Origin of the sequence: Nocardioides sp. SYSU D00065 (genome assembly GCF_017916425.1) — a bacterium.
In the GTDB taxonomy this organism is placed as follows: Bacteria; Actinomycetota; Actinomycetes; order Propionibacteriales; family Nocardioidaceae; genus Nocardioides.
In genome coordinates this window covers 1259833-1281471 of sequence record NZ_JAFMSX010000001.1, presented here as the reverse complement: position 1 = coordinate 1281471, position 21639 = coordinate 1259833, and the positions used below count along the sequence as shown (strand labels likewise).

Here is a 21639-nt window from a genome sequence, read left to right as displayed (position 1 = left end):
TCGGGCCGGTTCGGAGCGCGGAGGCGTCGAGGTGAGGAAGCACTACCTGCTGCTGGCTCACGACCAGCCGGCGCACGTGGCCCGGCTGCTGCGCCGGCTCCACGACGGGGAGTCGACCTTCTGGTTGCACCTCGACGCGCGGGTCGACACCGGACCGTGGCGAGCGGTGCTCGACCTGCCCGACGTGGTCGCCGTCGATACCCGGGTCAGGTGCCTGTGGGGCACCTGGTCGATGGTCGAGGCCCAGCTCGTGCTCCTGAGGGCGTGCCTCGCCGCGGCGGTGCCGGGGTACGTCGTGATGCTGAGCGGCCAGAGCTACCCGGTGAAGAGCACGGCGCACATCGACGCGTACCTGACCGCTCGCCAGGACCGTGTGCACATGGACCTGTGGGCGTTGCACGAGCGCTGGCCCGACAACTTCCGCGACCGGCTCGACTACTTCTGCGTCCCGATGTCCGAGCGCAAGGGCGACCTCAGGCTCCTGCGTCGCCGACAGGACATGAACGCGCGTGAGCTGGTCGGCTGGACCCGGCGGCTGCTCCGCGAGGTGGGTCCCCGGCGAGCCGCTGAGGTGCTGGCGGTCATCGGCCGCCCCCGACCAGCCGTCGGTGACCGGGTCGTCGGCGGGTCCCAGTGGTGGGCGTTGCCCTGGGACGTCGCCTCGAAGGTGCCCGAGCTCGGCGAGCGGCATCCCGAGTACGCCGAGTTCCTCAGGTGGAGCCAGTACCCCGACGAGTCCTACGTCCAGACCCTGCTCGTCGCGACCGACGACTCCGTGCGCCGGCGCGTCGCGCCCACGCTGACGTTCGTCGACTGGACCGAGGGCGACTGGGACCTGCCCCGGGTCATGGGACCCGACGACGTCCCCCGGCTCCTCGCCCAGCCCGAGCACGTCCTGTTCGCGCGGAAGTTCCTGTCCCCCACCAGCGACGAGGTCGCCGACGCGCTGGACCGAGCCGTGGGCGGGGTGCATCGATGAGCACGGCCGTGGACCGGGGCAACGTGCGTCCCGACCGGTGGCGATGGGTGGTGCTCCTCGTCGCCGTGCTCGTCGCGGCGCGCCACGTCGTCAGCGACTGGCGTCTGGGTGCCAGTGCGGACGTGGGACCGAACGGCGACATCTCCGTCTACATCGGCGCGATCGAGTACCTCGCGCAGGGGGGCGAGCTCTACGACTACCCCGAGGGCGGGGGGTACGGCTTCACCTACCCCCCGTTCGCGGCGATCGCGCTGCGTCCGCTCATCTGGTCGGACCCGACGACGACCGGGCGGGTGTGGCTGTCGCTGTGCGTCCTGGTCGCCGTGGTGCTGGCCGCCCTCGTCGCCGCGACCCGACCGTGGCCGCTGTCGACGCTCGGGCGGCTGGCGGTGCTCGGGCTAGCGGTCGCAGCGTTCCTGGGCTCCGTGCAGGTGCAGAGCGACCTCATCACCGGGCAAGTCAACCTCGTCCTGGGTCTGCTCGTCCTCCTGGACGTCGGGCGGTTCGTCCCGGAACGGTTCCGGGGCGCCCTGGTGGGCCTCGCCGCTGCGGTGAAGCTGACGCCGATGATCGTCTGGGGCTGGTACCTCCTCACCCGGCAGTGGCGGGCCCTGGCGACCTCGGTCGGCACCTTCGCCGCCGCCGTCGCCGGGGCTTGGCTGGTGATGCCGAGCGACTCGCGCCGGTTCTGGACGGAGGCGGTGTTCCAGACCGAGCGCGTGGGTGACGCCGGGCTGCGCTTCAACAGCAGCGTGATGGGGGCGCTGACGCGTGCCGGCGTCGAGGGGGCCGCGAAGCCTCTGCTGTGGCTCGGCATCGGCGGCGTCCTGGTGCTCCTGGCGTACTGGAACGCCCAGCGCGCTCGGCGGGCCGGCGACCACGTCGCTGCGGCGATCCTGCTCGGCTGCGCGGCGGTGGTGGCGACCCCGGTCGCATGGCCGCACCACCAGATCTGGCTGCCGCTCGCCGGGATCGTGCTGGCTCTCCGCGGGCGGCCGCTGCCGTGCGCCGTGGGGCTGGCGATCGTGGCGTACGCCTATCTGCACGTCCCGCTGACGCGGTACTCCGACGCGCACGGGCTCGGTCTGGTGTTCGACAACCTCGACCTCGCCATGTTCGTCGGCGTCTGTGTCCTCGGGCTGGCCGCCCGCCCGGTCGTCGCGGTCAGTGCGGAGGAGCAGCCCTCGCCACGACCTCCATCGGATCGTCGAAGTCCATCAGCACGGTGACGATCGAGTCGCCGGTCGTCTTCAGGTGGTCGGAGAACTCCAGCCCGATGCCGAGCTCGCGGAACTTCGCCTGCGCCTCCTCGCCGAGGTAGTCCCTGGCGCCGGTGCCGGACAGGTACGACGTCGCGCCCACCATCCGCAGCTGCTCGAGCACGCGGTCGGCGGCCTTCTGCGTCGGCGGGTCGGTGAGCACCACCTCCGTCGTGATGCCGAGGTGGTCGCGCATGGCGAGGATCAGCTGGTGGTTGATCTCGGCGAGGTTGTGGGAGTCGACGGCGTGGATCATCGCCAGCACGTCGCCGCTGCGTTCCCTCCAGTGCCGCGCGCTGCGGTAGCGGCCGGTGATCGAGCGCTCCAGGTGGTCCTGCCAGCCGGGCTTGACCACCGTCTCGTTGATCGGGATCAGGTGCGGCTTGGTCTCCAGCGGCAGGGTCACCCACGACCCCCGCATCCTCACGCGGCGCTGCACCCAGTGCTTCTGCAGCTGGTCGTGCACCGCCAGCACGAAGCGGTCGCAGTTGAGCATCTTGAACCAGAACCCCGGCCACGGCAGCAGGTCGGGCTGGTGGATGGCGACCTTCACCGGCGCACCGTCCGGACCAGCGCGTACTGCTCGGCGTAGGGCACCAGCCGCACCTGCCCCAGCGCGCCGGCGATCTGGCGGACGCTGTTGATCGGGTGCACCTCGGTCGGGATCTCCGACTGGTAGGCCTGGCAGGCGGCCTCCTTGGCGGTGATCTGCTCCTCGGTCAGCGCCTCGAAGACGTTCCAGCGCAGGTCCGTGGGGTAGAGGTTCACGTCGTACACCGCGATGTCGTAGACGTAGACGCTCGGCGGGAACCAGTGGTCCAGCGACATCGACACCCGGCACGACCGCATGCCGGCCTCGTAGACCGCGATGTGGTCCTGGTGCAGCGACGGGTACGGCAGGTACAGCTCGTCGGGTTTCAGCTCGGCCATGACCGCGTCGATGGCACCGACCATCTCGCTCATGTGCTGCGGCGTCTGCCCGTCGGGGAAGCCGAGCTGGCGCGACTCCGCGACGCCGAGGATGCGCATCGCCTCGGCGTGCTCGCGTGCGCGTACGTCTCCGCTGTCGGTCACCACCACGACGACGCACTCGTCGGGATGCTTCGCCATCAGTCCGCCGCACCCCATGGCTTCGTCGTCCATGTGGGGGGCCAGGATCAGCCGCACCATCAATGCTCCTTCGTCGGGACGCGCGCGAGTCTAGGTGGACGGCGTTCTGGGAGGATGCCGATCGTGACCCGACCCCGCGTGGTGCTCGTCAGCATGTACGTCGGCCACGAGGGCGTCCCGCACGCCGGCGGCCGCTACCTCCTGGAGCTGCAGCGGCTGCTCGAGTCCGAGACCGACCTGACCATGCTCACCGTCGGCAACCGGCTCAACCACGAGTCCGTGGCCAGGGCGGGGGTCCCGGACCGCACGCTGCTGCTGGGCCACGACCGCGGCCGCGGGCCCGTGAGCCGGCTCGTCAACCGGCTCGTGTTCACCGTCGACGACCGGTGGCGCCGGCGCCGCGACCCGGGATCCCCCTCGCTGCCCTTCGTGCTCGGCCTGCTGCGCTCGCCCGAGGCCCGCGCGGCCGTGCGTGCCGCCGACGTCATCGACCTCCAGTACTCCGAGTCGATCCGTCTCGTGCGGCTGCTGCGCCGGCTGAATCCCCGCGCTCGGATCACCGGCACCTTCCACGACGTGATGAGCCAGTCGTTCTCCCGTGAGCCGCAGGACACCCCCGCGGCCGCGCGCTACTGGCAGGGGGCCGCACGGAGGTCGAGCCGTCACGAGCGGACGATGGTCGCGCGGCTCGACGAGGTGCTCGTCTTCAGCCGCAAGGACGCCGAGCTGCTCGGCAGCCCGGCGCACACCGTCGTGCACCCTCCGCTCTCCGACGGTCGAGAGCGGCGGCACGAGCCGCCCGTCCGGCCGGTCGTGCTGGTCGTCTCCTACCTGGCCCGCGACGAGAACGACAAGGCGGCCCGCTGGACGCTCGACCACGTCTGGCCGCTCGTGAGCGCGCGCCGTCCCGACGCCGTGCTGCGCCTCGTGGGCGGCGGCGCCACCACCGGCCTGCGGGAGCGGGTGGCCGCCGCGCGCGTCAGCGGGCGCGTCGAGCTGGCGGGCTTCGTCGAGAACCTCGATGCGGAGTACGACGCGGCGGCCGTCGCGCTCGTGCCGGTCCTGCAGGGTGCGGGCGTGAAGTTCAAGACCGTCGAAGCACTGTGCCACGGCGTGCCGGTGGTGACGACGACGGTCGGCGCCGAAGGCATCGACGGGGAGGACCTCTGGGCGGCCGTGACGGACGATCCATCCGCCCTGGCGGACGCGCTCGTCGCGGTGCTGGACGACCCCGGAGCAGCGCGGGCCCGCGCGGACCGCGCGCAGGCGTGGGCGCAGCACACCTACGGCCGGGAGCGCTTCGCGGCCACCATCCGGCGCACCTGGCTCAGATGAGCCCGCGCTCGCGCACCACCGCGGCGAGCTCGGTCCACATGTGCCGGGCGTTGAACCTGGTCGCGACGCTGGCCCGAGCAGCCTCGCCGAGGCGCCGACGCTGCTCGGCGTCCTCGCGCAGCTCGGTCAGCACCGCTCGCCAGCCGTCGACGTCCCCCTCGCCGACCAGGCGGGAGTCGACCGTGTCGGTGAAGTAGTCGCGCATCGCGCGCGTCCCGGTGACGGCCACGCAGGCACCCGACGCGGCGGACTCGAGCGCCACGCTGGAGCCGGTCGGGTAGGCGAGGTCGCGGGTGGGCACGACGACGACCTGCGCCCGCTGCAGCAGCCGGCGGTAGTCCGGGAGGGGCACGACGCCGTGGACCCGCACGTTGGCCGGGACGTCGAGGTCGGCGAGGTTCTCGGGCTTGCACACGACGTCGAGGACCAGGTCGGTCCCGCGCACCGCCTCGAACAACGTGCCGTAGTCGCGCCCGCGGTCCTGGCCCACGGCGAGCAGCTCGACGTCGCGCGGGCCGTCGCCCGGCACGTAGTACTCGTGGCTCACGCCGTAGGTCACCGGGAACAGCCGCTCCTCGCCGATGCCGAGGTCGGTGAAGATCTCGGTCTCGTGGCGCGACAGGTGCGTGATGAGGTCGGCCCCGTCGAAGCGGCGCCTGAGGTGCCGTCGTCGCTCGGCGTCCGCGGAGCGGAGGTCGTCGGCCAGCCAGCAGGACCAGACGACGAGCGGTGTGGAGGCGTACGGCGGCACCTTGGCGCGCCGCAGGACCGAGGCGGCGGCGCCCTGCTGCTCCAGCAGCGCCAGCACCACGTCGCTGCGCCGTGCCTCGCGGGCACCGCGCAGGGCCTGCTCGACCGGGAACCCGGCCCGGTGCTCCACCACGTCGCGAGCGCGGCTCCACCGGGGAGCGACTGCCCGGCGCGAGCCGGCCAGCGTCCAGCCCGCCTCGCTGAGGGCGTCCACGCCGTAGGGCATCCGTGCCGGCACCTCCCCGCGCCGGTGACGTTCGCTCCACGCGTCGAGGTCGTGCTCGGAGAGGACCAGCGCGTGCGTCATCGCGTCCCCCGGATCAGCGACAGCTCGGTGCGAGCCACCTCGAGGGGGCGCACGTCGCGACCGGCCGCCCGCCGGGTCGCGTTGACCAGCAGGTTCGCGCCGGTCGCCGCGGTGAGCGCGAGCTGCAGGCGGCGCCGGGAACCCCACGTGTCGGCGTAGCGCAGCTGGCCGTCGACCAGCCACTGGCGGCGCGACTGCGACGGCGACGATCCGCCACCGGCGTGCACCACGGTGGGGGAGCGCAGCGCCACGACGGACAGGCCGCGAGCGCGGAGCCGGCGCTGCAGGTCGATCTCCTCGGAGTTCATGAAGAATCGCTCGTCGAAGCCGCCGACCGCGCGGAAGTCGGCGAGCGGGATCCACATCGCCGCCCCGACGACCCAGTCGACCTCGGACTCGGTCGCGTGGGCGCGCACGTCGTGGCCGACTGCCCAGTGCCAGGCACGGGTGTCGCGGAAACGCGCCAGGGGCGTCAGCCAGGCGGCCGCCTGGTGGTGGGTGCGCGGGAACCGCCGACCGATCCACGCCTCGGCGCCGTGCTCGTCGACGATCCGCGGTGCGAGGACCGCACCCGGGTGCGTCCGCGCCGCCGCCACCATGTCGGCGACGAACGTCGGCTCGACGGTGAGGTCGCTGTTGAGCACGAGCAGCGCCTCGCCCACGGCCGCGGCGGCGCCGGAGTTCACGTTGGCCCCGAAGCCGCCGTTCGCCTCGCGTCGCACCACCTCGACGCCCTCGCGATCGGGGAACGGCGTCGGGGACGCGTCGTCCGCGACGATCACCTGCACCGGGTGCGTCTGGACCGCGAGCTGGTCGAGGAGCGCGAGCGTCGGCGCCGGGTCTCCGTGGTGGGGTACGACGACGCTGACGTCGCGCACCTCCCGCACGGGGGGCGACTCCGCGCGCAGCCAGGTCGCGTCCCCGGCGCGGCGACCGGCGAGGGCTGCGGCCTCCACCGCCCACGCGATCACCTTGCCGTGCGCGAGGGCCGGCAGGCGGGGGAGGAGGTCGTCCACGCGCCGGCCCAACCGGGCCGCGTCCGCTCGGGAGGCGATCCGGTGCGCGGCGAGAGCGACCGCACGGCCCCACGCGCCGGCGGGTGCCGGCACGGCGCCGTGGGTGCCCGGGTGCCGCTCGTCGAAGGCGACGGTCGAGGCGCCCGAGGTGAACGCGCGTGCCGCGCGCGTCGTCGTGTCCGGGGCGGGACCGCGGTGCTCGACCTCGAGCTGTGGGTCGATCACGATCTCGACGCCCGTCCGCGCCAGGCGCAGGCCCAGCTCGGAGTCCTCGCGGTAGCCCATCGTCGCGTCGAAGCCACCGGCCGCCTCGTAGGCGGCGCGGGGCACGGAGTTGCAGGCCGCCCAGTGCTGCCACCGCTCGCCGGCCGGGCGGGCGTACGCCTGTGCGAGGAGGCGCTCGTTGGCGGGCCGACCGTACGCCGCGGCGTACGGCGAGTCGGCGAGGACGTCCCGGGTCATCGAGACGACCCCGAGTGGCGCAGCGCCGGCCGGCCTCGTCCGGTGCCGCGCGAGGTGGCCCGCGACGAGTCCCGACGGGAGTGTCAGGTCGTCGTCGCAGCGCAGCACGATCTCGCCGTCCGCGGCGGCGTACCCCGCGGCGAGGGCGGCGCCCACCCCGTCCCCGCCCGCGCGTTCGAGCACGCGCAGCGGCAGCCGGTCGGCGTACGCGTCCAGCACCTCGCGGCTGCCGTCGACGTCCCCGTCGAGGACGACCACCACCTCCCACGCCTCGTCGATCGTCTGCGCGGCCAGCGTGTCGAGCAGCACCGGCAGCCGACGAGCTCCGCCGCGGGTGGGCACGACGACGGAGACGGCGGGGGACGGCACGCGACGATCCTAGGAGCCGGCACCGCTCACTCGGCGCCGATCGGCTCCTCGGCCAACGCCTCCTGCACCTCGGCGACGAACTCCACGACGTCGTCCTCACCCGCGACCGGTCCGCCGGCGAGGAAGCCGTCGGCGCCGAGCAGGATCGCGGCCGGGGTGCCGACCGAGAAGACGCGGCGGATGTTGAGCTCCGGCTCCCAGGCGGCGGTCTCGGCGGCATGCTGGGACGCTGCGCGGGCAGACGGCCCGTCGGGGTACACCGCGACGACACCGACCGCGGGGCCGAGCTGCGCGCTCCAGCCGTCCACCCTCTCGGCGACCCGGACGCAGGGGGAGCAGCCGGGGTTGAGCACGAGGAGCAGGCGGGCCTGGCTCGCCGCCAGCTCGGTCAGCGTGGCGCTGCTCCCGTCGTGACGGGTGAGCACCCCGAACGGGATCGGCTGGCGCTCGTAGTCCAGCACCTCGGACGAAGCCGGCGGCGTGGACGCGCGGCCGGCGACGAGGGCCACCACGGCGGTCGCCGCCCCCGTGGCGGCCAGACCCCACCAGCCGTCACGGTCGAGCGCGCGGAGGGCGGCCGGCGCCGATCCGCCCTCGACGGCGTACCAGACGGCCGCACCGGCGAGCACCGACAGCAGCACGTTGCGCGCCACGGTGGTGCGGTCGACGTCGTGGCGGCCCAGGCTGCCGAAGCACGAGCACGACACCGGCTCGTCGAAGCCGAGGGCGCGCCCGACCAGCCAGGTGTAGGCGAGCATCAGCGCGAGCACGGCCACGGCGACCGGCACGAGCCAGCCGCGCGGGGCGGCGAGGAGCAGCACGGCGAGCGTGACCTCGACCCACGGGAGGGCCGTCGCGGCGCGGTCGGCCGGCAGCACGCCCGGCACCCGCAGCGCGTCGAACGCATCGCGCGTCGCCCGCGGGTCGCGAAGCTTGGCGACACCGCTGACGAGCAGCACCCCCGCCAGCGTCAGCTGGACGACCAGCGCTGCGAGCGGTGGCGACGACATGGCCCGCATCGTAGGCGTCCGTGCCGGCTCGCCGCGCCGGCGCGGCTCCGTGCCCGGCAGGTCGTCTGTCATCCGGGAAACGGGCTGCGCTCGACCGTCGACCGCTGATCCTCCCTGCGTGAGCCCGTTCGACGGTGGATTTCGTGGTGCAGACAAGGTTCTCTTGAGGATTTCTCGTTACCGATCGGTGGGCGAGCCAGACCTAGCGTGGTGACACCGAGCGACCGTGGGGGTCGCTTGCGTGACCTAGGGGCCTCGTCATGTCGATCGACACCACTCCGCTCGCAGGCGTACGTACGTCGCGCCGCTCGCTCGTCCGCGGCGCCGCGTGGACCGTGCCCGTCGTCGCCGTCGCGACGACAGCTCCGGCGTTCGCCGCCTCGCCGTGCGCCAGCACCACGATCGTCTGGTCGGCTGTGGGGTCGAGCGGCTCGACGTTCGTCAGCACCACGTCGGGCGGGGTCGTCGTCACGCTCACCGTCTCAGGTCAGACGACCGCCCTGAACAACCGGACCATCTCGAACGTGCAGACCGGAGGCCAGTCGAGCAACCTCAGGTTCTACAGCACCTCGGCGAACAACAGCGCGCAGACGGCGACGTTCACGTTCACCCGCAACGGTCAGCCGGTCGACGTGATCAACCTGCGATTCAGCTTCCTCGACATCGACTCCGGTGGTGCCAACTGGGATGACCGGGTCACGGTCAACACCCCGGGTTTCGCCTACACCATCGCGAACCAGACCTATGTGACAGGCAACGGGGGCACGGGATCCAACGCCTTCCGCGCCAACGGATACAACACGTCGGCCGCCACGCCCGGCAACACGAGCAACGGCAACGTCGCGGTCAGCTGGGCCGGCCCGATCTCCAGCATGTCGTTCACCTACGCCCAGGACGGCTCCGCGAGCGGTTCTCCGTTCATCGGCATCTCCAACATGTCCTTCCAGCCCGTCATCTGCTGACACCGAGTCGCCTCCGAGGGAATGCCGCGGCCCGGCGGGGTGTTGTCGCCTCCCGATGACCTCCGCCACCGAGACCGATCCCGCCCTCGCGCAGACTGACGACTCCCGTCGCGTCTCGACGCTCCTCGGACTCCTCTTCGGCCTCGCCGGGATGGGCTCGTCCAGCGCCGCGGTGACCCTCGCCCTCCTCGGGCCGGACCTCGGCGTCGACGCGGGCCTGGCCGCCTGGACGATCAGCCTCTACGTGCTGATGCTCGCGGTCACCACCGCGCTCTACGGGCGGATCTCCGACCTCGTCGGCGTCCGCGCGCCGCTGCTCGCCGGCCTCGTCCTGATGTCCGTGGGCGCGCTCGTGGCCGCGTTGGCACCGACGTTCGAGGTCCTCCTCGGGGCCCGCATCCTGCAGGGAGCCGGCGCCGCCGCCGTACCCACCCTCGGCGTCACCATCCTCTCCGCGAGGTACAGCGGGGAGGTGCGCGGCCTCGCGTTCGGCCGCCTCGCGGGCGTCGCGGCCGCCATCAGCTGCCTCGGGCCGCTGATTGGCGGCGCGGTCGAGGCCGCGTTCGGCTGGCGCGCCGTGATGGCGCTGCCCATCCTCGGCGCGCTGGTCGTGCCGCTGCTGTGGCGCGCGCTCCCGACCGGCGGGAGCGGTGCCCGCCTCGACGTGGTGGGTGCCGTCCTGGTCGCGCTGACGGCCGCCGGCATGGTGCTGCTCGTGCAGTCGCCGTCGGCCGGTCTGGTCGTGGCCGCGATCGGCGCGGGCCTGCTCGTGCTCGGCGTACCGGCCGTTCGCGCCTCTGTACGCCGGCGCCCCGACGGCTTCCTGCCGATCGAGGTCGTCCGCAACGCGACCGTCGTGCGCAGTGCGGTCTCGGCGTCCGCCGTCCCGGCGTCGTGGTTCGCCATGCTCATCGCGCTGCCGGCGGTCCTGCTCGCCGAGGGCTGGGAGGCCTGGCAGGTCGGGCTCGCCATGCTGCCGAGCGCTGTCGTGGCGCTGATGGTGCCCCGGGTCGCCGGCCCGATGCTCAACCGCGGGGGGCCCGCACGGGCCCTCGCCACGGCTGCCGTCATCGCCTCCGTGGCACTGCTGGTCGCCACCGCCGGTGCCCACTGGGTCAGCGCCCCGGTGCTCGTGGTCGCGATCATCCTGGTCACGTTCGCCTTCGGCCTGGGCCAGCCCGCGCTGAGCGCGGTGGTCGGCGACGCCGTGCACCACGAGGTCCGCGGCGTGGCGCTCGGCGTCTCGACGCTGCTCTTCCTCATCGGCGGCAGCGTCGGCTCGGCGGTGGTCGCCGGGCTCAGCGGTCCCGTCGGGATGCCAGGCGCGCTGCTCGTGCTGGCGGTGCTGCCGCTGCTCGGGCTGGCCGTGCTGGCACCGACCCTGCGCCCCGCGCCGGCCTGACCGGCTCGGCCGGGACTCAGCCCTTCGACGCCTGCGCGCGCTCGGCCAGCTTGACGGCCGCGTGCTGCACCACCGGCAGCTCCTCGGGGTCGCGGGCCGCCTCGTGCGGCACCGCCCCGCCCAGCAGCGCCGCCGGCGTGGTGAGCCACATCCAGGCGCGCCACGGGTCGACGCCGGCGGCGAGCAGCGGCTCGAGCACCGCCAGCAGCTCCTCGCGCACCTGTCCCTGCGCGTCCAGCTGGAACTTCGGCACGAGCGTGGCGCCCTCGTTCTGCACGATCAGGATCGCCCGGCGCTGGGCGGCCTTGTGCACCGCGAACCGGGCCGCGTTCTCCGAGATGCCGCGCAGCCGGCCCACCTCGGCATAGCTCAGCCACCCGCCGTCGAGCAGCGCCGCGCGCAGCCGGCCCTCGCGACGCAGCTGCACGAGCTCGACCGGCACGCCGTGCGCCGGGTCGTCGCCGACCGAGCGGAGCAGCCGGTCGAGCTCGACCAGCCGGTCCTCGCCGAGCGCCTCTCCCGTCGCCGGGTCGACCCAGCGCACGGTGCCGTCGCCGGCACGCTCGTACGTCGGCAGGCCGGCGACCACGAGCTGGTCCGTCAGGCCGAGGTCCTCCAGCCACGCGGCCAGCCGCTCGCCGACGCCCGAGTCGTCGGGACGGTCGGGGCGGTCGGAGCGGCAGGACACGGGGACGACGCCTACTTGTTGGCCTTGCGCGCCCGCGACGCCGTCTTGGCGCGCGCGTTGGCGTCGAGGACGACCTTGCGGATGCGCACCGTCTCGGGCGTGACCTCCACGCACTCGTCCTCGCGGCAGAACTCCAGGCACTGCTCGAGCGACAGCTTCTTCGGCGGGATCAGCTTCTCGAAGTTGTCGGAGGTGGCGGAGCGGATGTTGGTCTGCTGCTTCTCCTTGGTGATGTTGACGTCCATGTCGTCGGCGCGGGAGTTCTCGCCGACGATCATGCCCTCGTAGACCTCGGTCGCCGGCTCGACGAACAGCACGCCGCGCTCCTGCAGCGACGTCATGGCGTACGCCGTCGCGGCGCCGGCGCGGTCGGCCACCAGCGAGCCGTTGTTGCGCGAGCGGATCTCCCCGGCCCAGGGGAAGTAGCCCTCGGAGATGTGGTGGGCGATGCCGGTGCCGCGGGTCTCGGTGAGGAAGTCGGTGCGGAAGCCGATCAGGCCGCGCGCCGGGACGACGAACTCCATCCGCACCCAGCCGGTGCCGTGGTTGGTCATGCCCTCCATGCGCCCCTTGCGGACGGCGAGCAGCTCGGTGATGGTGCCGAGGTACTCCTCCGGCGCGTCGATGGTGAGTCGCTCGAACGGCTCGTGCAGCTTGCCGTCGATCTCACGGGTGACCACCTGCGGCTTGCCGACGGTGAGCTCGAAGCCCTCGCGGCGCATCTGCTCGACGAGGATCGCCAGGGCGAGCTCGCCGCGGCCCTGGACCTCCCAGGCGTCGGGACGCTCGGTGGGCAGCACCCGCAGCGAGACGTTGCCGACGAGCTCGGCGTCGAGGCGGTCCTTCACGAGACGGGCGGTGACCTTGGCGCCCTTGACCTTGCCGACCAGCGGCGAGGTGTTGGTGCCGATGGTCATCGAGATCGCCGGCTCGTCGACGTGGATCAACGGCAGCGCGACCGGGTTCTCGGCGTCGGCCAGGGTCTCGCCGATGGTGATGTCCGGGATGCCGGCGATCGCGACGATGTCGCCAGGGCCGGCGGACTCGCCGGGCTTGCGCTCGAGGCCCTCGGTCACCAGCAGCTCGGTGATCCGGACGTTCTTGACCTCGCCGTCACGCCGCATCCAAGCGACGGTCTGGCCCTTCTTGAGCGTGCCCTGGTGGATGCGCAGCAGCGCCAGCCGGCCGAGGAACGGCGAGGAGTCCAGGTTGGTGACGTGGGCCTGCAGCGGCGCCTCGTCGTCGTACTGCGGAGCCGGGATGGTCTCGAGGATGGTCTTGAACAGCGGCTCGAGGTCGTTGCCCTCGGGCATGGCGCCGTTCGCCGGCTGCTCCAGCGACGCGATGCCGGCCTTGCCGGAGGCGTAGACGACGGGGAAGTCGAGGGCGTCCTGGCTGTGGCTGTCGTCGAGCAGGTCCATGAACAGCTCGTAGGACTCGTCGACGACCTCGGCGATCCGGGCGTCGCTGCGGTCGGTCTTGTTGACGACCAGGATCACCGGCATGTCGGCGTTGAGCGCCTTGCGGAGCACGAAGCGGGTCTGGGGGAGCGGCCCCTCGGAGGCGTCGACGAGCAGCACGATGCCGTCCACCATGGACAGCCCGCGCTCCACCTCGCCGCCGAAGTCGGCGTGACCGGGGGTGTCGATGATGTTGATGACCATCGGCTGCCCGCCGCCGGCGGGACCGGCGTAGTGCACCGCGGTGTTCTTGGCGAGGATCGTGATGCCCTTCTCGCGCTCGAGGTCGCCGGAGTCCATGACCCGGTCGGCGACGCTCTCGGCCTGGTGGGCGGTGAAGGCACCGGCCTGGCGGAGCATCGCGTCGACGAGCGTGGTCTTGCCGTGGTCGACGTGCGCGACGATCGCGACGTTGCGCAGGTCGGAGCGGGACTGGATGGGCATGCAGGGGCCTTCCGGGTGGAGACGAGCGGCCAGGGCCGGGCGCGGCCCGCACGGCCGCAGCACCGGGAAGTCTAGTGCGCCGACGCCCAGATCGAGACTTCGTGAGGCGGGCGCGGAGGGTGCGCAGCCGGGGACTACCCGCTGTCGCAGGCACGAGGTAGACCTGTCCCATGACCTCTCGGGACACAGCCACGACCCCCGCGGCCCCCCGCTGCGCGTTCATCCCGCCCTGGCTCGTCGAGCGGGTCGACGGGCCGGAGCAGGCCGAGCGTGAGGAGGCGCTGCGGCGCGCACGCGGCCGGGCCACGGGCACGTCCGCCGCCTCCGGGGTGGTCGCCGGGCCCGCCTGGACCGTCCACGACGCGGGGTCCTCGACCTCGCTGCCCGGCTCACCGGCGCGTCGGGCCGGCGAGCCCGAGACGGGCGACGTCGCGGTCGACGAGGCCGCCACCGGCATCGCGGCGACGCTCCGGATGTTCGCCGAGGCGTTCTCCCGCGACTCCTACGACGGCGCCGGGGCGCCGGTCAGCCTCACCGTCCACTACGGCTCGCGCTACAACAACGCCTTCTGGGACGGCACCCACCTGGTCTTCGGCGACGGCGACGGCCAGGTCTTCGAGCGGTTCACCAAGCCGGTGGACGTGCTGGCGCACGAGTTCGCCCACGCCGTCGTGCAGCACACGGCCGGCCTCGCCTACGAGGGGCAGTCCGGCGCGCTCAACGAGTCGGTCGCCGACGTGTTCGCCTCCTGCCTCAAGCAGCGGCTGCTCGGCCAGGACGCCGGCGCCGGCGACTGGCTGATCGGCGAGGGCATCTTCACCCCGGCGGTGCGCGCACGCGCCCTGCGCGACATGGCCGCTCCCGGCACGGCGTACGACGACCCGGAGCTGGGCGCGGACCCCCAGGTCGGGCACATGGACGACTACGTCGAGACCACCGCCGACAACGGCGGCGTGCACCTCAACTCCGGCATCCCCAACAAGGCGTTCCAGCTCGCAGCCGTCGCGATCGGCGGCCGGGCGATCGAGGGCGCCGGGCGGATCTGGTACGACGCGCTCGTCGGGGACGACGTGCCCGCCGACGCCGACTTCGCCACCTTCGCTGCCGCGACCGTCGCGTCCGCCGGGGCACACGCGGACGCGGTGCGAGAGGCCTGGCGCCGGGTCGGCGTCACCCCGGTCGCCGCGACCGGCGTCCCGGCGGGCGAGCCGCGTGCGGCCAGGCGGCTGAGGGTCGAGCGCAGCGGCGGCTTCGCCGGCCTGCGGCAGGCGGGCGAGGTCGACCTCGACGAGCTCGACCAGCAGGACCTGCGCGCGCTGGTCGAGGAGGCGGTCCGGCCGGGCACCGGCAAGCCGGCGCCGCCGATGCCCGACATGTTCGTCTACACCTTCACCGTGCCCGGCCGTGACCCGGTCACCGTGCCCGAGCAGGCGCTCACGGCCAGTCAGGCCGAGCTGGCCCGGCGGGTGCTGCCGCACGGCTCGGCGGAGGTCTGACGATGCGGCTCACCGTCGTGGAGGGCGACATCACCACGCAGCAGGTCGACGCGGTCGTCAACGCCGCCAACCGACGCATGCGCGGCGGGGCCGGCGTCGACGGCGCGATCCACGCCGCGGGCGGCCCGGAGGTGCTGGCCGACTGCCGGCGCCGCTTCCCCGACGGCCTTCCGACCGGTGCCGCGGGCTGGACCACCGCGGGCCGGCTGCCCGCCCGCTGGGTGATCCACGTGGTGGGCCCCAACCACGCCGCCGGTGAGCGCGACCGCGACCTGCTCACCTCCTGCTACTCCGGCGCGCTCGCGGTCGCCGACGAGCTCGGCGCGGCGTCGGTGGCGTTCCCCCTCGTCAGCGCCGGGGTCTACGGCTGGCCGCGCGGCGACGCGATCCGGGCGGCGATCGACACCCTCCGCGCCACCCCGACCTCGGTGGAGGAGGCTCGCCTGGTGGCCTTCGGCCGGACGGCGTACGACGAGATCGCCGCCGCCCTCGAGGTCTGACCATCCCTCTGGGTGTCTCGGCTGCCGCAGGCCGGGCAGTAGGTTCGCCGCATGCCCCGACTGCGGCGCACCTTCCCCGACCAGCCCGGCTGGACCCGGCGCCGCGCCGGCAAGGGCTTCACCTACCTCGACCAGGACGGCAACCGTCTCGACGCCGAGCAGGTCCAGCGCTGCAAGGACCTGGTGATCCCGCCCGCCTGGAAGGACGTGTGGATCACCCCCTACCCCAACGGACACCTGCAGGCCGTGGGCACCGACGACGCCGGCCGGCGGCAGTACCTCTACCACCCGCAGTGGCGCGCCAGTCGCGACGCTGCGAAGTTCGACCGGATCCTGGGCTTCGGCAAGGCGCTGTCGAAGGCGCGCGAGCGGGTGCTCGCCGACATCGGCGCCGACGGCATGTCGCTCGAGCGGGGGTGCGCGGTCGCGGTGCGGCTGCTGGACCTGGGCTACTTCCGCATCGGCAACGACGTCTACACCGACACCAACGGCTCCTTCGGCCTCACCACCCTGCGCAAGGATCACGTCTCGCGCCACCGCAACGGTCTGAGGTTCTGCTTCGTCGGGAAGTCCGGGGTCGAGCACTGCATCGACATCGACGACCCCGCGGCGACCGAGGCGCTCGACGTGATGCGGCGCCGGCGCGGCGGTGGGGATCGGCTGCTGGCCTGGAAGGACGGCACGACGTGGCGCGACATCAGCGCGCCCGACGTCAACGACTACATCCGCGGCTGCTTCGGGATCGAGGCCACCGCCAAGGACTTCCGGACCTGGCACGCGACGGTCATCGCGGCGGCCGCGCTCGCGGAGACCCCCGAGTCCGGCCAGACCAAGGCCTCCCGCAAGCGGGCGGTGTCGGCGGCCATGAAGGAGGTCTCGGAGTTCCTCGGCAACACGCCGACGCTCGCGCGGTCGTCGTACGTCGACCCGCGGGTGGTCGAGGCCTACGAGCGCGGCCGCACGATCAAGGTCCGCGGGTCCTACGACTCCGCCGACGCACGCCAGGCCGCGCTCGAGCGGGCCGTGCTCAAGCTCCTGACCGCCTGATCCCGAGCGGTGAGCCAGCCACATCCCCGCGGCTGCGCATGTGGCTCAGCCACCGCCCGGCCAGGGCGCGCCGCGGGACGCGGGGGTGGCGGTGAGCCAGCCACATTCCGGCGGGTGCGGATGTGGCTCAGCCACCGCCCGGCGAGCGCGCGCCGCGCGACGCGGAGGTAGCGGTGAGCCAGCCACATCCCCGCGGCTGCGGATGTGGCTCAGCCACCGCCCGGCGAGCGCGCGCCGCGGGACGCGGAGGTAGCGGTGAGCCAGCCACATTCCGGCGGCTGCGGATGTGGCTCAGCCACCGCCCGGCGAGCGCGCGCCGCGGGACGCGGAGGTAGCGGTGAGCCAGCCACATCCCCGCGGCTGCGGATGTGGCTCAGCCACCGCCCGGCCAGGGCGCGCCGCGGGACCCCGGGGTAGCGGTGAGCCAGCCACATTCCGGCGGCTGCGGATGTGGCTCAGCCACCGCCCAACAGGGCGCGCCGCAGCCGACGCGTCAGAGGTTGAGCTCCGCGGTCTCGCGTCCCACCTCGGCTGATCAGCTGTTCTCGACGACGTAGTCGATCGCCCGGGTCAGCGTGGCGACGTCGGCGGGGTCGATCGCGGGGTACATCGCGATCCGCAGCTGGTTGCGCCCGAGCTTGCGGTAGGGCTCGGTGTCCACGATGCCGTTGGCGCGCAGGGTCGCCGCCACGGCGGCGGCGTCGATCGAGTCGTCGAAGTCGATGGTGCCGATGACGAGCGAGCGGTCGGCCGGCTCGGCGACGTAGGGCGTGGTGTACGACGTGCGCTCGGCCCAGCCGTAGAGCGCGTCGGCGGACGCGGTGGTGCGCTCGACCATGCCCGTGAGCCCGCCCTGGGCGTTCATCCAGTCGAGCTGCTCGGCCATCAGGAACAGCGTGGCGACCGAGGGCGTGTTGTAGGTCTGGTTCTTCGCGGAGTTGTCGATCGCGGTCGGCAGGTCGAAGAACGGCGGGACGTAGCGGTCGCTCGCGGCGATCTCCTCCACGCGGGCCAGGGCGCGCGGCGACATCAGCGCAACCCAGAGGCCGCCGTCGGAGGCGAAGCACTTCTGCGGGGCGAAGTAGTAGGCGTCGACCTCCCGCAGGTCCACCGGCAGGCCGCCGGCGCCGGAGGTGGCGTCGACGAGCACCAGCGCGTCGTCGGCGATGCCCGCGGGGCGGCGTACGGGCGCCATGACGGCGGTCGACGTCTCGTTGTGCGCCCAGGCGTAGGTGTCGACGCCCTCCTCGGCGACCGGGTCCGGTCGCGAGCCCGGCTCGCTGGTGATGATCGAGGGGTCGGCGAGCCAGGGCGCCTTCTTCGCCGAGGTCGCGAACTTCGAGGAGAACTCGCCGAACGACAGGTGCTGGCTCTTCTCGCGCACGAGCCCGAAGCACGCGATGTCCCAGAAGGCGGTCGCGCCACCGTTGCCGAGCACGACCTCGTATCCCTCGGGCACGTCGAAGAGGGCGGTCAGCCCCTCGCGGACGCGGCCCACGGTCTTCTTGACCGGGGCCTGGCGGTGCGACGTGCCCATGAGCGTGGCGCCCGTCGCGGCGAGCGCGTCGAGGTGGCTGGTCTGGATCTTGGACGGACCTGCGCCGAAGCGGCCGTCGGCGGGGAGGAGCTCGGCGGGGATCTGCAGCGGCTGGGTCTGGGCGTCGGTCATGGAGGAACCTCACGTGCAGTGCGGAAGGGCGGTCCTGACGACGCTGTCAGCGGTCCCTATTGTGGCACCCGCTCGAGCACGTCTCACGACAGGGGATCCACGATGAACGGCGACGCTGCGCCCACGGTCGACACGCCCGCCCTCGGGGTCCCCGCGACGCCGGAGCTCCGCATCGAGCGGGTGCCCATCACCCACCCCGACGCCCAGGCGCTCGTCGAGGCGGTCCAGGCCGAGTACGTCGAGCGCTACGGCGGCCGCGACGAGTCGCCCATCGACCCGACCGACTTCGAGGACCCGCACGGCCGGTTCTTCGTCGGCTACCTCGACGGCACCCCGGTGGCCACCGGGGCGTGGCGCCGCAGCCCGGTCCAGGCGCTCGGCGCGGAGGTCACCGCCGAGGTGAAGCGGATGTACGTCGTCCCCGCGGCCCAGCGGCGCGGGATCGCCCGGCGGATGCTCGCCCACCTCGAGACCACGGCGGCCGAGGCCGGCATCGAGGCGCTGGTGCTCGAGACCGGGACCAAGCAGCCGGAGGCGATCGCGCTCTACCTCTCCGCGGGCTACGAGCCGATCCCGCCCTTCGGCTACTACGCGGGCGCCCCCCTGAGCCGGACCTTCGGGCGCCGGCTGCGAACCACTCGTCTGTAGTTCGCACGTTCCCCGGACGCCGTTCCCGGTGCCCGCCTACGGTCGCCGTGCCACCGGTGGCCACAGGGAGGGATGGGACGTCGTCATGCGAGCCTCGTCGCGGTTCGTCGCGCTGCTGTCGAGCACCGCGCTGGCGCTCGTGCTGGCGACCGCCAGCGCGTCGGCCGACCCCGCCGGCCACGCCGAGCCCGCCGTCCCGGGGATCCAGCCGCGCGGCACCGTCACCTCGTCCGCCCCCTACCTGCTGCCCGTCGAGGACTACGCCGGCTACCAGCCGCAGACGACGTGCAAGCCCACGCCCAAGAGAGGCGTGCTGATGCTGGCCGACTGGCTGGTCGCCCGTGGCGGCGGCTACGGGCCGATCAGCCGCGCGTGCGCCGGCTCGAGCACCAGCGAGCACAAGGAGTCGCGCGCCTTCGACTGGCTCCTCGACGCCCGCGACCCGGCCGACGCCGCGCTCGCCGCGACCCTGCTCGAGGAGGTGCTCGCCCCCGACGACACCGGCGCGCCCCACGCGCTGGCGCGCCGCATGGGGATCATGTACATCATCTGGGACGACCGGATGTACGCCTCCTACGACGGCTTCGCCGCCAAGCGCTACCTCAGCTCGAGCTGCCGCACGAAGCGGACGTGCTCGCCGACGCTGCGCCACCGCGACCACATGCACATCTCGCTGTCGCGCCGAGGCGCCCGGGGCGCGACCTCCTGGTACGCCGCTCAGCCTGCGTCCTGAGCCGGGCCGGGCGGCCTGCCGCGACCGGCCCCGGGCGCCGCTGGTCGCCGTACGCTCGAGGTGTGGACCGCGGCCTGATGCTCAACGACGGCGACTGCGGCTTCTGCATGCGCACCGGCGCCCTGGTGCCCCACCTGGGCGTCGACGTCGACCGCGCGACCGTGCAGTCCGTGGACCTGGCTGCGCTGGGCGTCGACGCCGAGCGCGCGCTGGTCGAGATGCCCTACGTCCACCCGGACGGCCAGGTGGACTACGGTCACCGCGCCTTCGCCGCCATCCTCCGCACCGGACCTCTGCCGTGGCGCCTGGTCGGACGCGTGCTGACCCTGCCGCTCGTGGACCCGCTCGCGCGCACCGCCTATCACTGGGTGGCAGCCAACCGGTCGCGCCTGCCGGGTGGCACGCCGGCCTGCGCGATCGCGGACCCGCCCCACGACCGCGCCGCTACCCTCGGCCACATGGACCTCACCGGACTGCGCGAGGAGTACGGCCGAGGAGGCCTCGACCTGCCGGACGTGGCCGAGGATCCGATCACGACCTTCGAGCGCTGGCTGGCCCAGTCCGTCGAGGCCGGGGTGCACGAGCCCAACGCGATGGTGCTCGCCACCGCGACCCCCGACGGGCGCCCGTCGAGCCGGATGGTCCTGCTCAAGGGCGTCGGACCCGACGGGTTCGTCTTCTTCACCAACCAGGCCTCGCGCAAGGGCGAGGAGCTGGCCGCCAACCCTCGCTGCGCCCTGCTCTTCCCCTGGCACCCCCTCGAGCGGCAGGTGCGCGTCGAGGGGACCGCGGAGGTCCTCGACGACGCCAGCGTCGAGGCGTACTTCCGCTCCCGCCCCCGCGGCGCCCAGCTCGGCGCCTGGGCGTCGGCACAGTCGCGCCCCGTCGCCTCCCGCGCCGAGCTGGCGGCGTCGTACGCGCGGGTGCAGGAGCGCTTCGGCGCCGAGGACGCCGACGGCGAGGTGCCCGTCCCGCCCGAGTGGGGCGGCTACCGCGTCGTGCCCGCCGTGGTGGAGTTCTGGCAGGGTAGGCCGGGGCGGATGCACGACCGGCTGGTCTACCGGCGCGACGGGGCAGGCTGGCGCATCGAGCGGCTCGCGCCCTGAGCCGACGTTCCTCGGGGTGGGGACGACGCATCCGGGCCGGTCGCGACGGGTACCGCGCGGCGCACGCGTGACGGCCAGGACGACGGAGGTGTGGCGGTGACGCCGATGGAGCCGATCCCCGAGACGGTCGAGGTGCTGCGGGACCTGGACGGGGCGAGCGGCGCGGGCTCGCTGCTGGACCGTCTCTGCGGGCTGGCCGACCGGGCTCAGGCCGTGGTCCCCGACCTCGTCGGTGTCAGCATCGCGCGCCAGCAGGAGGGGCTCTCGTTCACCCTGGTCGCCACCGACCGGGACATCGCGGTCCTCGACGCCGTCCAGTACGTCGCCGGCGGACCGTGCGTGGACAGCGCCGAGGCCGAGGAGGTCCGCGAGTTCAGCAACGTCGACCCCCTGGACGAGGAGCGCTGGCAGATGTTCGCCCAGGCGACGGCCGCGCGGGCCGTGCGCAGCACGCTCACGCTGCCCGTGGTCGTCGACGCGCCGGTCGTCGGCACGGTGAACCTCTACGCCGCGAGCCGGCGCGCCTTCGTGGGACAGCACGAGCGGCTCGCGGAGATCTTCGGGGCGCTGGCCGCCGGGGCCGTGTCGAACGCCGACCTCGCCTTCACCACCCGGGCGGAGGCCGAGGCGGCGCCCGGTCGCGTCCGGGACCAGATGCTGGTCGACGTCGCGGTCGGGCTGCTCGCGGCTCAGCTCGAGGTGGACACGCACGACGCCGAGGAGCGCCTGCACGAGGCGGCCGTCCGCGCCGGAGTCAGCCCCGTCGAGCTGGCGCGCCACATCGTCGAGCTGCAGGAGGGCTCGGACGGGGACGGCGGCTCCGTCTGACCCTGCCACGACGAAAATCGGGTGAGGGAGCAGTCCGCCTCACCTAGGCTGCCCGGGTG

At 73.5% G+C, this 21639-nt stretch carries 20 protein-coding genes; 12 read left to right on the top strand and 8 right to left on the bottom strand.

The genetic code is table 11. The features are described from left to right. The first annotated feature begins 31 nt into the window (after positions 1 to 31). Positions 32 to 979 carry a beta-1,6-N-acetylglucosaminyltransferase gene (locus J3P41_RS06070; RefSeq protein ID WP_210649288.1) on the top strand — a complete coding sequence of 316 codons (948 nt, stop codon included), beginning with the start codon at positions 32 to 34 and terminating at the stop codon, positions 977 to 979. Then, the gene (locus J3P41_RS06065; RefSeq protein ID WP_210649287.1) at positions 976 to 2208 is read left to right on the top strand and encodes a glycosyltransferase 87 family protein; all 1233 of its coding nucleotides are present in this window, start codon (positions 976 to 978) and stop codon (positions 2206 to 2208) included. The genes J3P41_RS06070 and J3P41_RS06065 overlap by 4 nt, the downstream gene beginning before the upstream one ends. Here J3P41_RS06065 and J3P41_RS06060 read toward each other — a convergent pair. Next, positions 2144 to 2791: a WbqC family protein gene (locus J3P41_RS06060; RefSeq protein ID WP_210649286.1), complete on the bottom strand. Its 648-nt coding sequence runs from the start codon at positions 2789 to 2791 to the stop codon at positions 2144 to 2146. The two genes, J3P41_RS06065 and J3P41_RS06060, sit on opposite strands and share 65 nt — an antisense overlap. Beyond that, complete coding sequence (locus J3P41_RS06055) at positions 2788 to 3408, bottom strand: PIG-L deacetylase family protein (RefSeq protein ID WP_210649285.1); 621 nt, start codon at positions 3406 to 3408, stop codon at positions 2788 to 2790. Before J3P41_RS06055 ends, J3P41_RS06060 begins: the two co-directional genes overlap by 4 nt. 63 nt (positions 3409 to 3471) lie before the next feature. On the opposite strand from J3P41_RS06055, the gene J3P41_RS19190 reads away from it, so the two are divergent. After that, positions 3472 to 4683 carry a glycosyltransferase family 4 protein gene (locus tag J3P41_RS19190; RefSeq protein WP_210649284.1) on the top strand — a complete coding sequence of 404 codons (1212 nt, stop codon included), beginning with the start codon at positions 3472 to 3474 and terminating at the stop codon, positions 4681 to 4683. Here J3P41_RS19190 and J3P41_RS06045 read toward each other — a convergent pair. From J3P41_RS06045 to J3P41_RS06035, 3 genes are read right to left on the bottom strand one after another with little or no spacing between them, the layout of a single operon-like run. Then, positions 4676 to 5740 (bottom strand): glycosyltransferase, encoded by a 1065-nt coding sequence (locus J3P41_RS06045; RefSeq protein WP_210649283.1) that lies wholly within the window; start codon positions 5738 to 5740, stop codon positions 4676 to 4678. The two genes, J3P41_RS19190 and J3P41_RS06045, sit on opposite strands and share 8 nt — an antisense overlap. After that, entirely contained in the window at positions 5737 to 7587 is a 1851-nt protein-coding gene (locus J3P41_RS19185) for a glycosyltransferase (protein WP_210649282.1), read from the bottom strand. The genes J3P41_RS06045 and J3P41_RS19185 overlap by 4 nt, the downstream gene beginning before the upstream one ends. 26 nt (positions 7588 to 7613) lie before the next feature. Next, a complete protein-coding gene (locus J3P41_RS06035; RefSeq protein WP_210649281.1) occupies positions 7614 to 8597 on the bottom strand; it encodes a MauE/DoxX family redox-associated membrane protein in 984 nt (327 codons plus the stop codon). 260 nt (positions 8598 to 8857) lie between these two features. Between J3P41_RS06035 and J3P41_RS06030 the strand changes: the two genes are divergently transcribed. Both J3P41_RS06030 and J3P41_RS06025 read left to right on the top strand, forming a co-directional pair. Beyond that, on the top strand, positions 8858 to 9559 hold the full coding sequence (locus J3P41_RS06030) for a hypothetical protein (RefSeq protein WP_210649280.1): 702 nt from the start codon (positions 8858 to 8860) through the stop codon (positions 9557 to 9559). A gap of 55 nt (positions 9560 to 9614) precedes the next feature. Continuing rightward, positions 9615 to 10961 (top strand): MFS transporter, encoded by a 1347-nt coding sequence (locus J3P41_RS06025; protein WP_210649279.1) that lies wholly within the window; start codon positions 9615 to 9617, stop codon positions 10959 to 10961. A 16-nt stretch (positions 10962 to 10977) separates the two neighbouring features. Here J3P41_RS06025 and J3P41_RS06020 read toward each other — a convergent pair whose 3' ends face one another. Continuing rightward, complete coding sequence (locus J3P41_RS06020; RefSeq protein WP_210649278.1) at positions 10978 to 11649, bottom strand: hypothetical protein; 672 nt, start codon at positions 11647 to 11649, stop codon at positions 10978 to 10980. A gap of 11 nt (positions 11650 to 11660) precedes the next feature. Next, a complete protein-coding gene (gene typA / locus J3P41_RS06015) occupies positions 11661 to 13553 on the bottom strand; it encodes a translational GTPase TypA (protein WP_210649277.1) in 1893 nt (630 codons plus the stop codon). 170 nt (positions 13554 to 13723) lie between these two features. Here typA and J3P41_RS06010 point away from each other — a divergent pair, with 170 nt between their 5' ends. Genes J3P41_RS06010 through J3P41_RS06000 form a run of 3 tightly spaced genes read left to right on the top strand, consistent with a single transcriptional unit; the run spans position 13724 to position 16596 of the window. Next, positions 13724 to 15049 carry a protealysin inhibitor emfourin gene (locus J3P41_RS06010; protein ID WP_210649276.1) on the top strand — a complete coding sequence of 442 codons (1326 nt, stop codon included), beginning with the start codon at positions 13724 to 13726 and terminating at the stop codon, positions 15047 to 15049. A 2-nt stretch (positions 15050 to 15051) separates the two neighbouring features. Beyond that, positions 15052 to 15549, top strand: coding sequence for an O-acetyl-ADP-ribose deacetylase (locus J3P41_RS06005; RefSeq protein ID WP_210649275.1), 498 nt, complete (start codon positions 15052 to 15054; stop codon positions 15547 to 15549). A gap of 51 nt (positions 15550 to 15600) precedes the next feature. Next, on the top strand, positions 15601 to 16596 hold the full coding sequence (locus J3P41_RS06000) for a DNA topoisomerase IB (protein ID WP_210649274.1): 996 nt from the start codon (positions 15601 to 15603) through the stop codon (positions 16594 to 16596). A 535-nt stretch (positions 16597 to 17131) separates the two neighbouring features. Here the strand turns inward: J3P41_RS06000 and serC are convergent. Next, complete coding sequence (gene serC, locus J3P41_RS05995; RefSeq protein ID WP_210649273.1) at positions 17132 to 18265, bottom strand: phosphoserine transaminase; 1134 nt, start codon at positions 18263 to 18265, stop codon at positions 17132 to 17134. A gap of 102 nt (positions 18266 to 18367) precedes the next feature. On the opposite strand from serC, the gene J3P41_RS05990 reads away from it, so the two are divergent. The 4 genes from J3P41_RS05990 to J3P41_RS05975 all read left to right on the top strand — a co-directional run bounded on the left by J3P41_RS05990 (position 18368) and on the right by J3P41_RS05975 (position 21580). Continuing rightward, a complete protein-coding gene (locus J3P41_RS05990) occupies positions 18368 to 18913 on the top strand; it encodes a GNAT family N-acetyltransferase (RefSeq protein ID WP_210649272.1) in 546 nt (181 codons plus the stop codon). 85 nt (positions 18914 to 18998) lie between these two features. Next, a complete protein-coding gene (locus J3P41_RS05985) occupies positions 18999 to 19646 on the top strand; it encodes a hypothetical protein (protein ID WP_210649271.1) in 648 nt (215 codons plus the stop codon). A 62-nt stretch (positions 19647 to 19708) separates the two neighbouring features. Beyond that, entirely contained in the window at positions 19709 to 20752 is a 1044-nt protein-coding gene (gene pdxH, locus J3P41_RS19180) for a pyridoxamine 5'-phosphate oxidase (protein ID WP_210649270.1), read from the top strand. Between the two features lie 105 nt (positions 20753 to 20857). Continuing rightward, positions 20858 to 21580, top strand: coding sequence for an ANTAR domain-containing protein (locus tag J3P41_RS05975; protein WP_246861785.1), 723 nt, complete (start codon positions 20858 to 20860; stop codon positions 21578 to 21580). Positions 21581 to 21639: the final 59 nt, after the last annotated feature.

Bases quoted from the DNA above. Each gene is read 5' to 3' on its own strand.
- J3P41_RS06065 (WP_210649287.1), top strand. From the start codon at position 976: ATGAGCACGGCCGTGGACCGGGGCAACGTGCGTCCCGACCGGTGGCGA.
- J3P41_RS06055 (WP_210649285.1), bottom strand. From the start codon at position 3,408: ATGGTGCGGCTGATCCTGGCCCCCCACATGGACGACGAAGCCATGGGG.
- J3P41_RS06045 (WP_210649283.1), bottom strand. From the start codon at position 5,740: ATGACGCACGCGCTGGTCCTCTCCGAGCACGACCTCGACGCGTGGAGC.
- J3P41_RS06035 (WP_210649281.1), bottom strand. From the start codon at position 8,597: ATGTCGTCGCCACCGCTCGCAGCGCTGGTCGTCCAGCTGACGCTGGCG.
- J3P41_RS06030 (WP_210649280.1), top strand. From the start codon at position 8,858: ATGTCGATCGACACCACTCCGCTCGCAGGCGTACGTACGTCGCGCCGC.
- J3P41_RS06025 (WP_210649279.1), top strand. From the start codon at position 9,615: ATGACCTCCGCCACCGAGACCGATCCCGCCCTCGCGCAGACTGACGAC.
- typA (WP_210649277.1), bottom strand. From the start codon at position 13,553: ATGCCCATCCAGTCCCGCTCCGACCTGCGCAACGTCGCGATCGTCGCG.
- J3P41_RS06010 (WP_210649276.1), top strand. From the start codon at position 13,724: ATGACCTCTCGGGACACAGCCACGACCCCCGCGGCCCCCCGCTGCGCG.
- J3P41_RS06005 (WP_210649275.1), top strand. From the start codon at position 15,052: ATGCGGCTCACCGTCGTGGAGGGCGACATCACCACGCAGCAGGTCGAC.
- J3P41_RS06000 (WP_210649274.1), top strand. From the start codon at position 15,601: ATGCCCCGACTGCGGCGCACCTTCCCCGACCAGCCCGGCTGGACCCGG.
- serC (WP_210649273.1), bottom strand. From the start codon at position 18,265: ATGACCGACGCCCAGACCCAGCCGCTGCAGATCCCCGCCGAGCTCCTC.
- J3P41_RS05990 (WP_210649272.1), top strand. From the start codon at position 18,368: ATGAACGGCGACGCTGCGCCCACGGTCGACACGCCCGCCCTCGGGGTC.
- J3P41_RS05985 (WP_210649271.1), top strand. From the start codon at position 18,999: ATGCGAGCCTCGTCGCGGTTCGTCGCGCTGCTGTCGAGCACCGCGCTG.
- J3P41_RS05975 (WP_246861785.1), top strand. From the start codon at position 20,858: ATGGAGCCGATCCCCGAGACGGTCGAGGTGCTGCGGGACCTGGACGGG.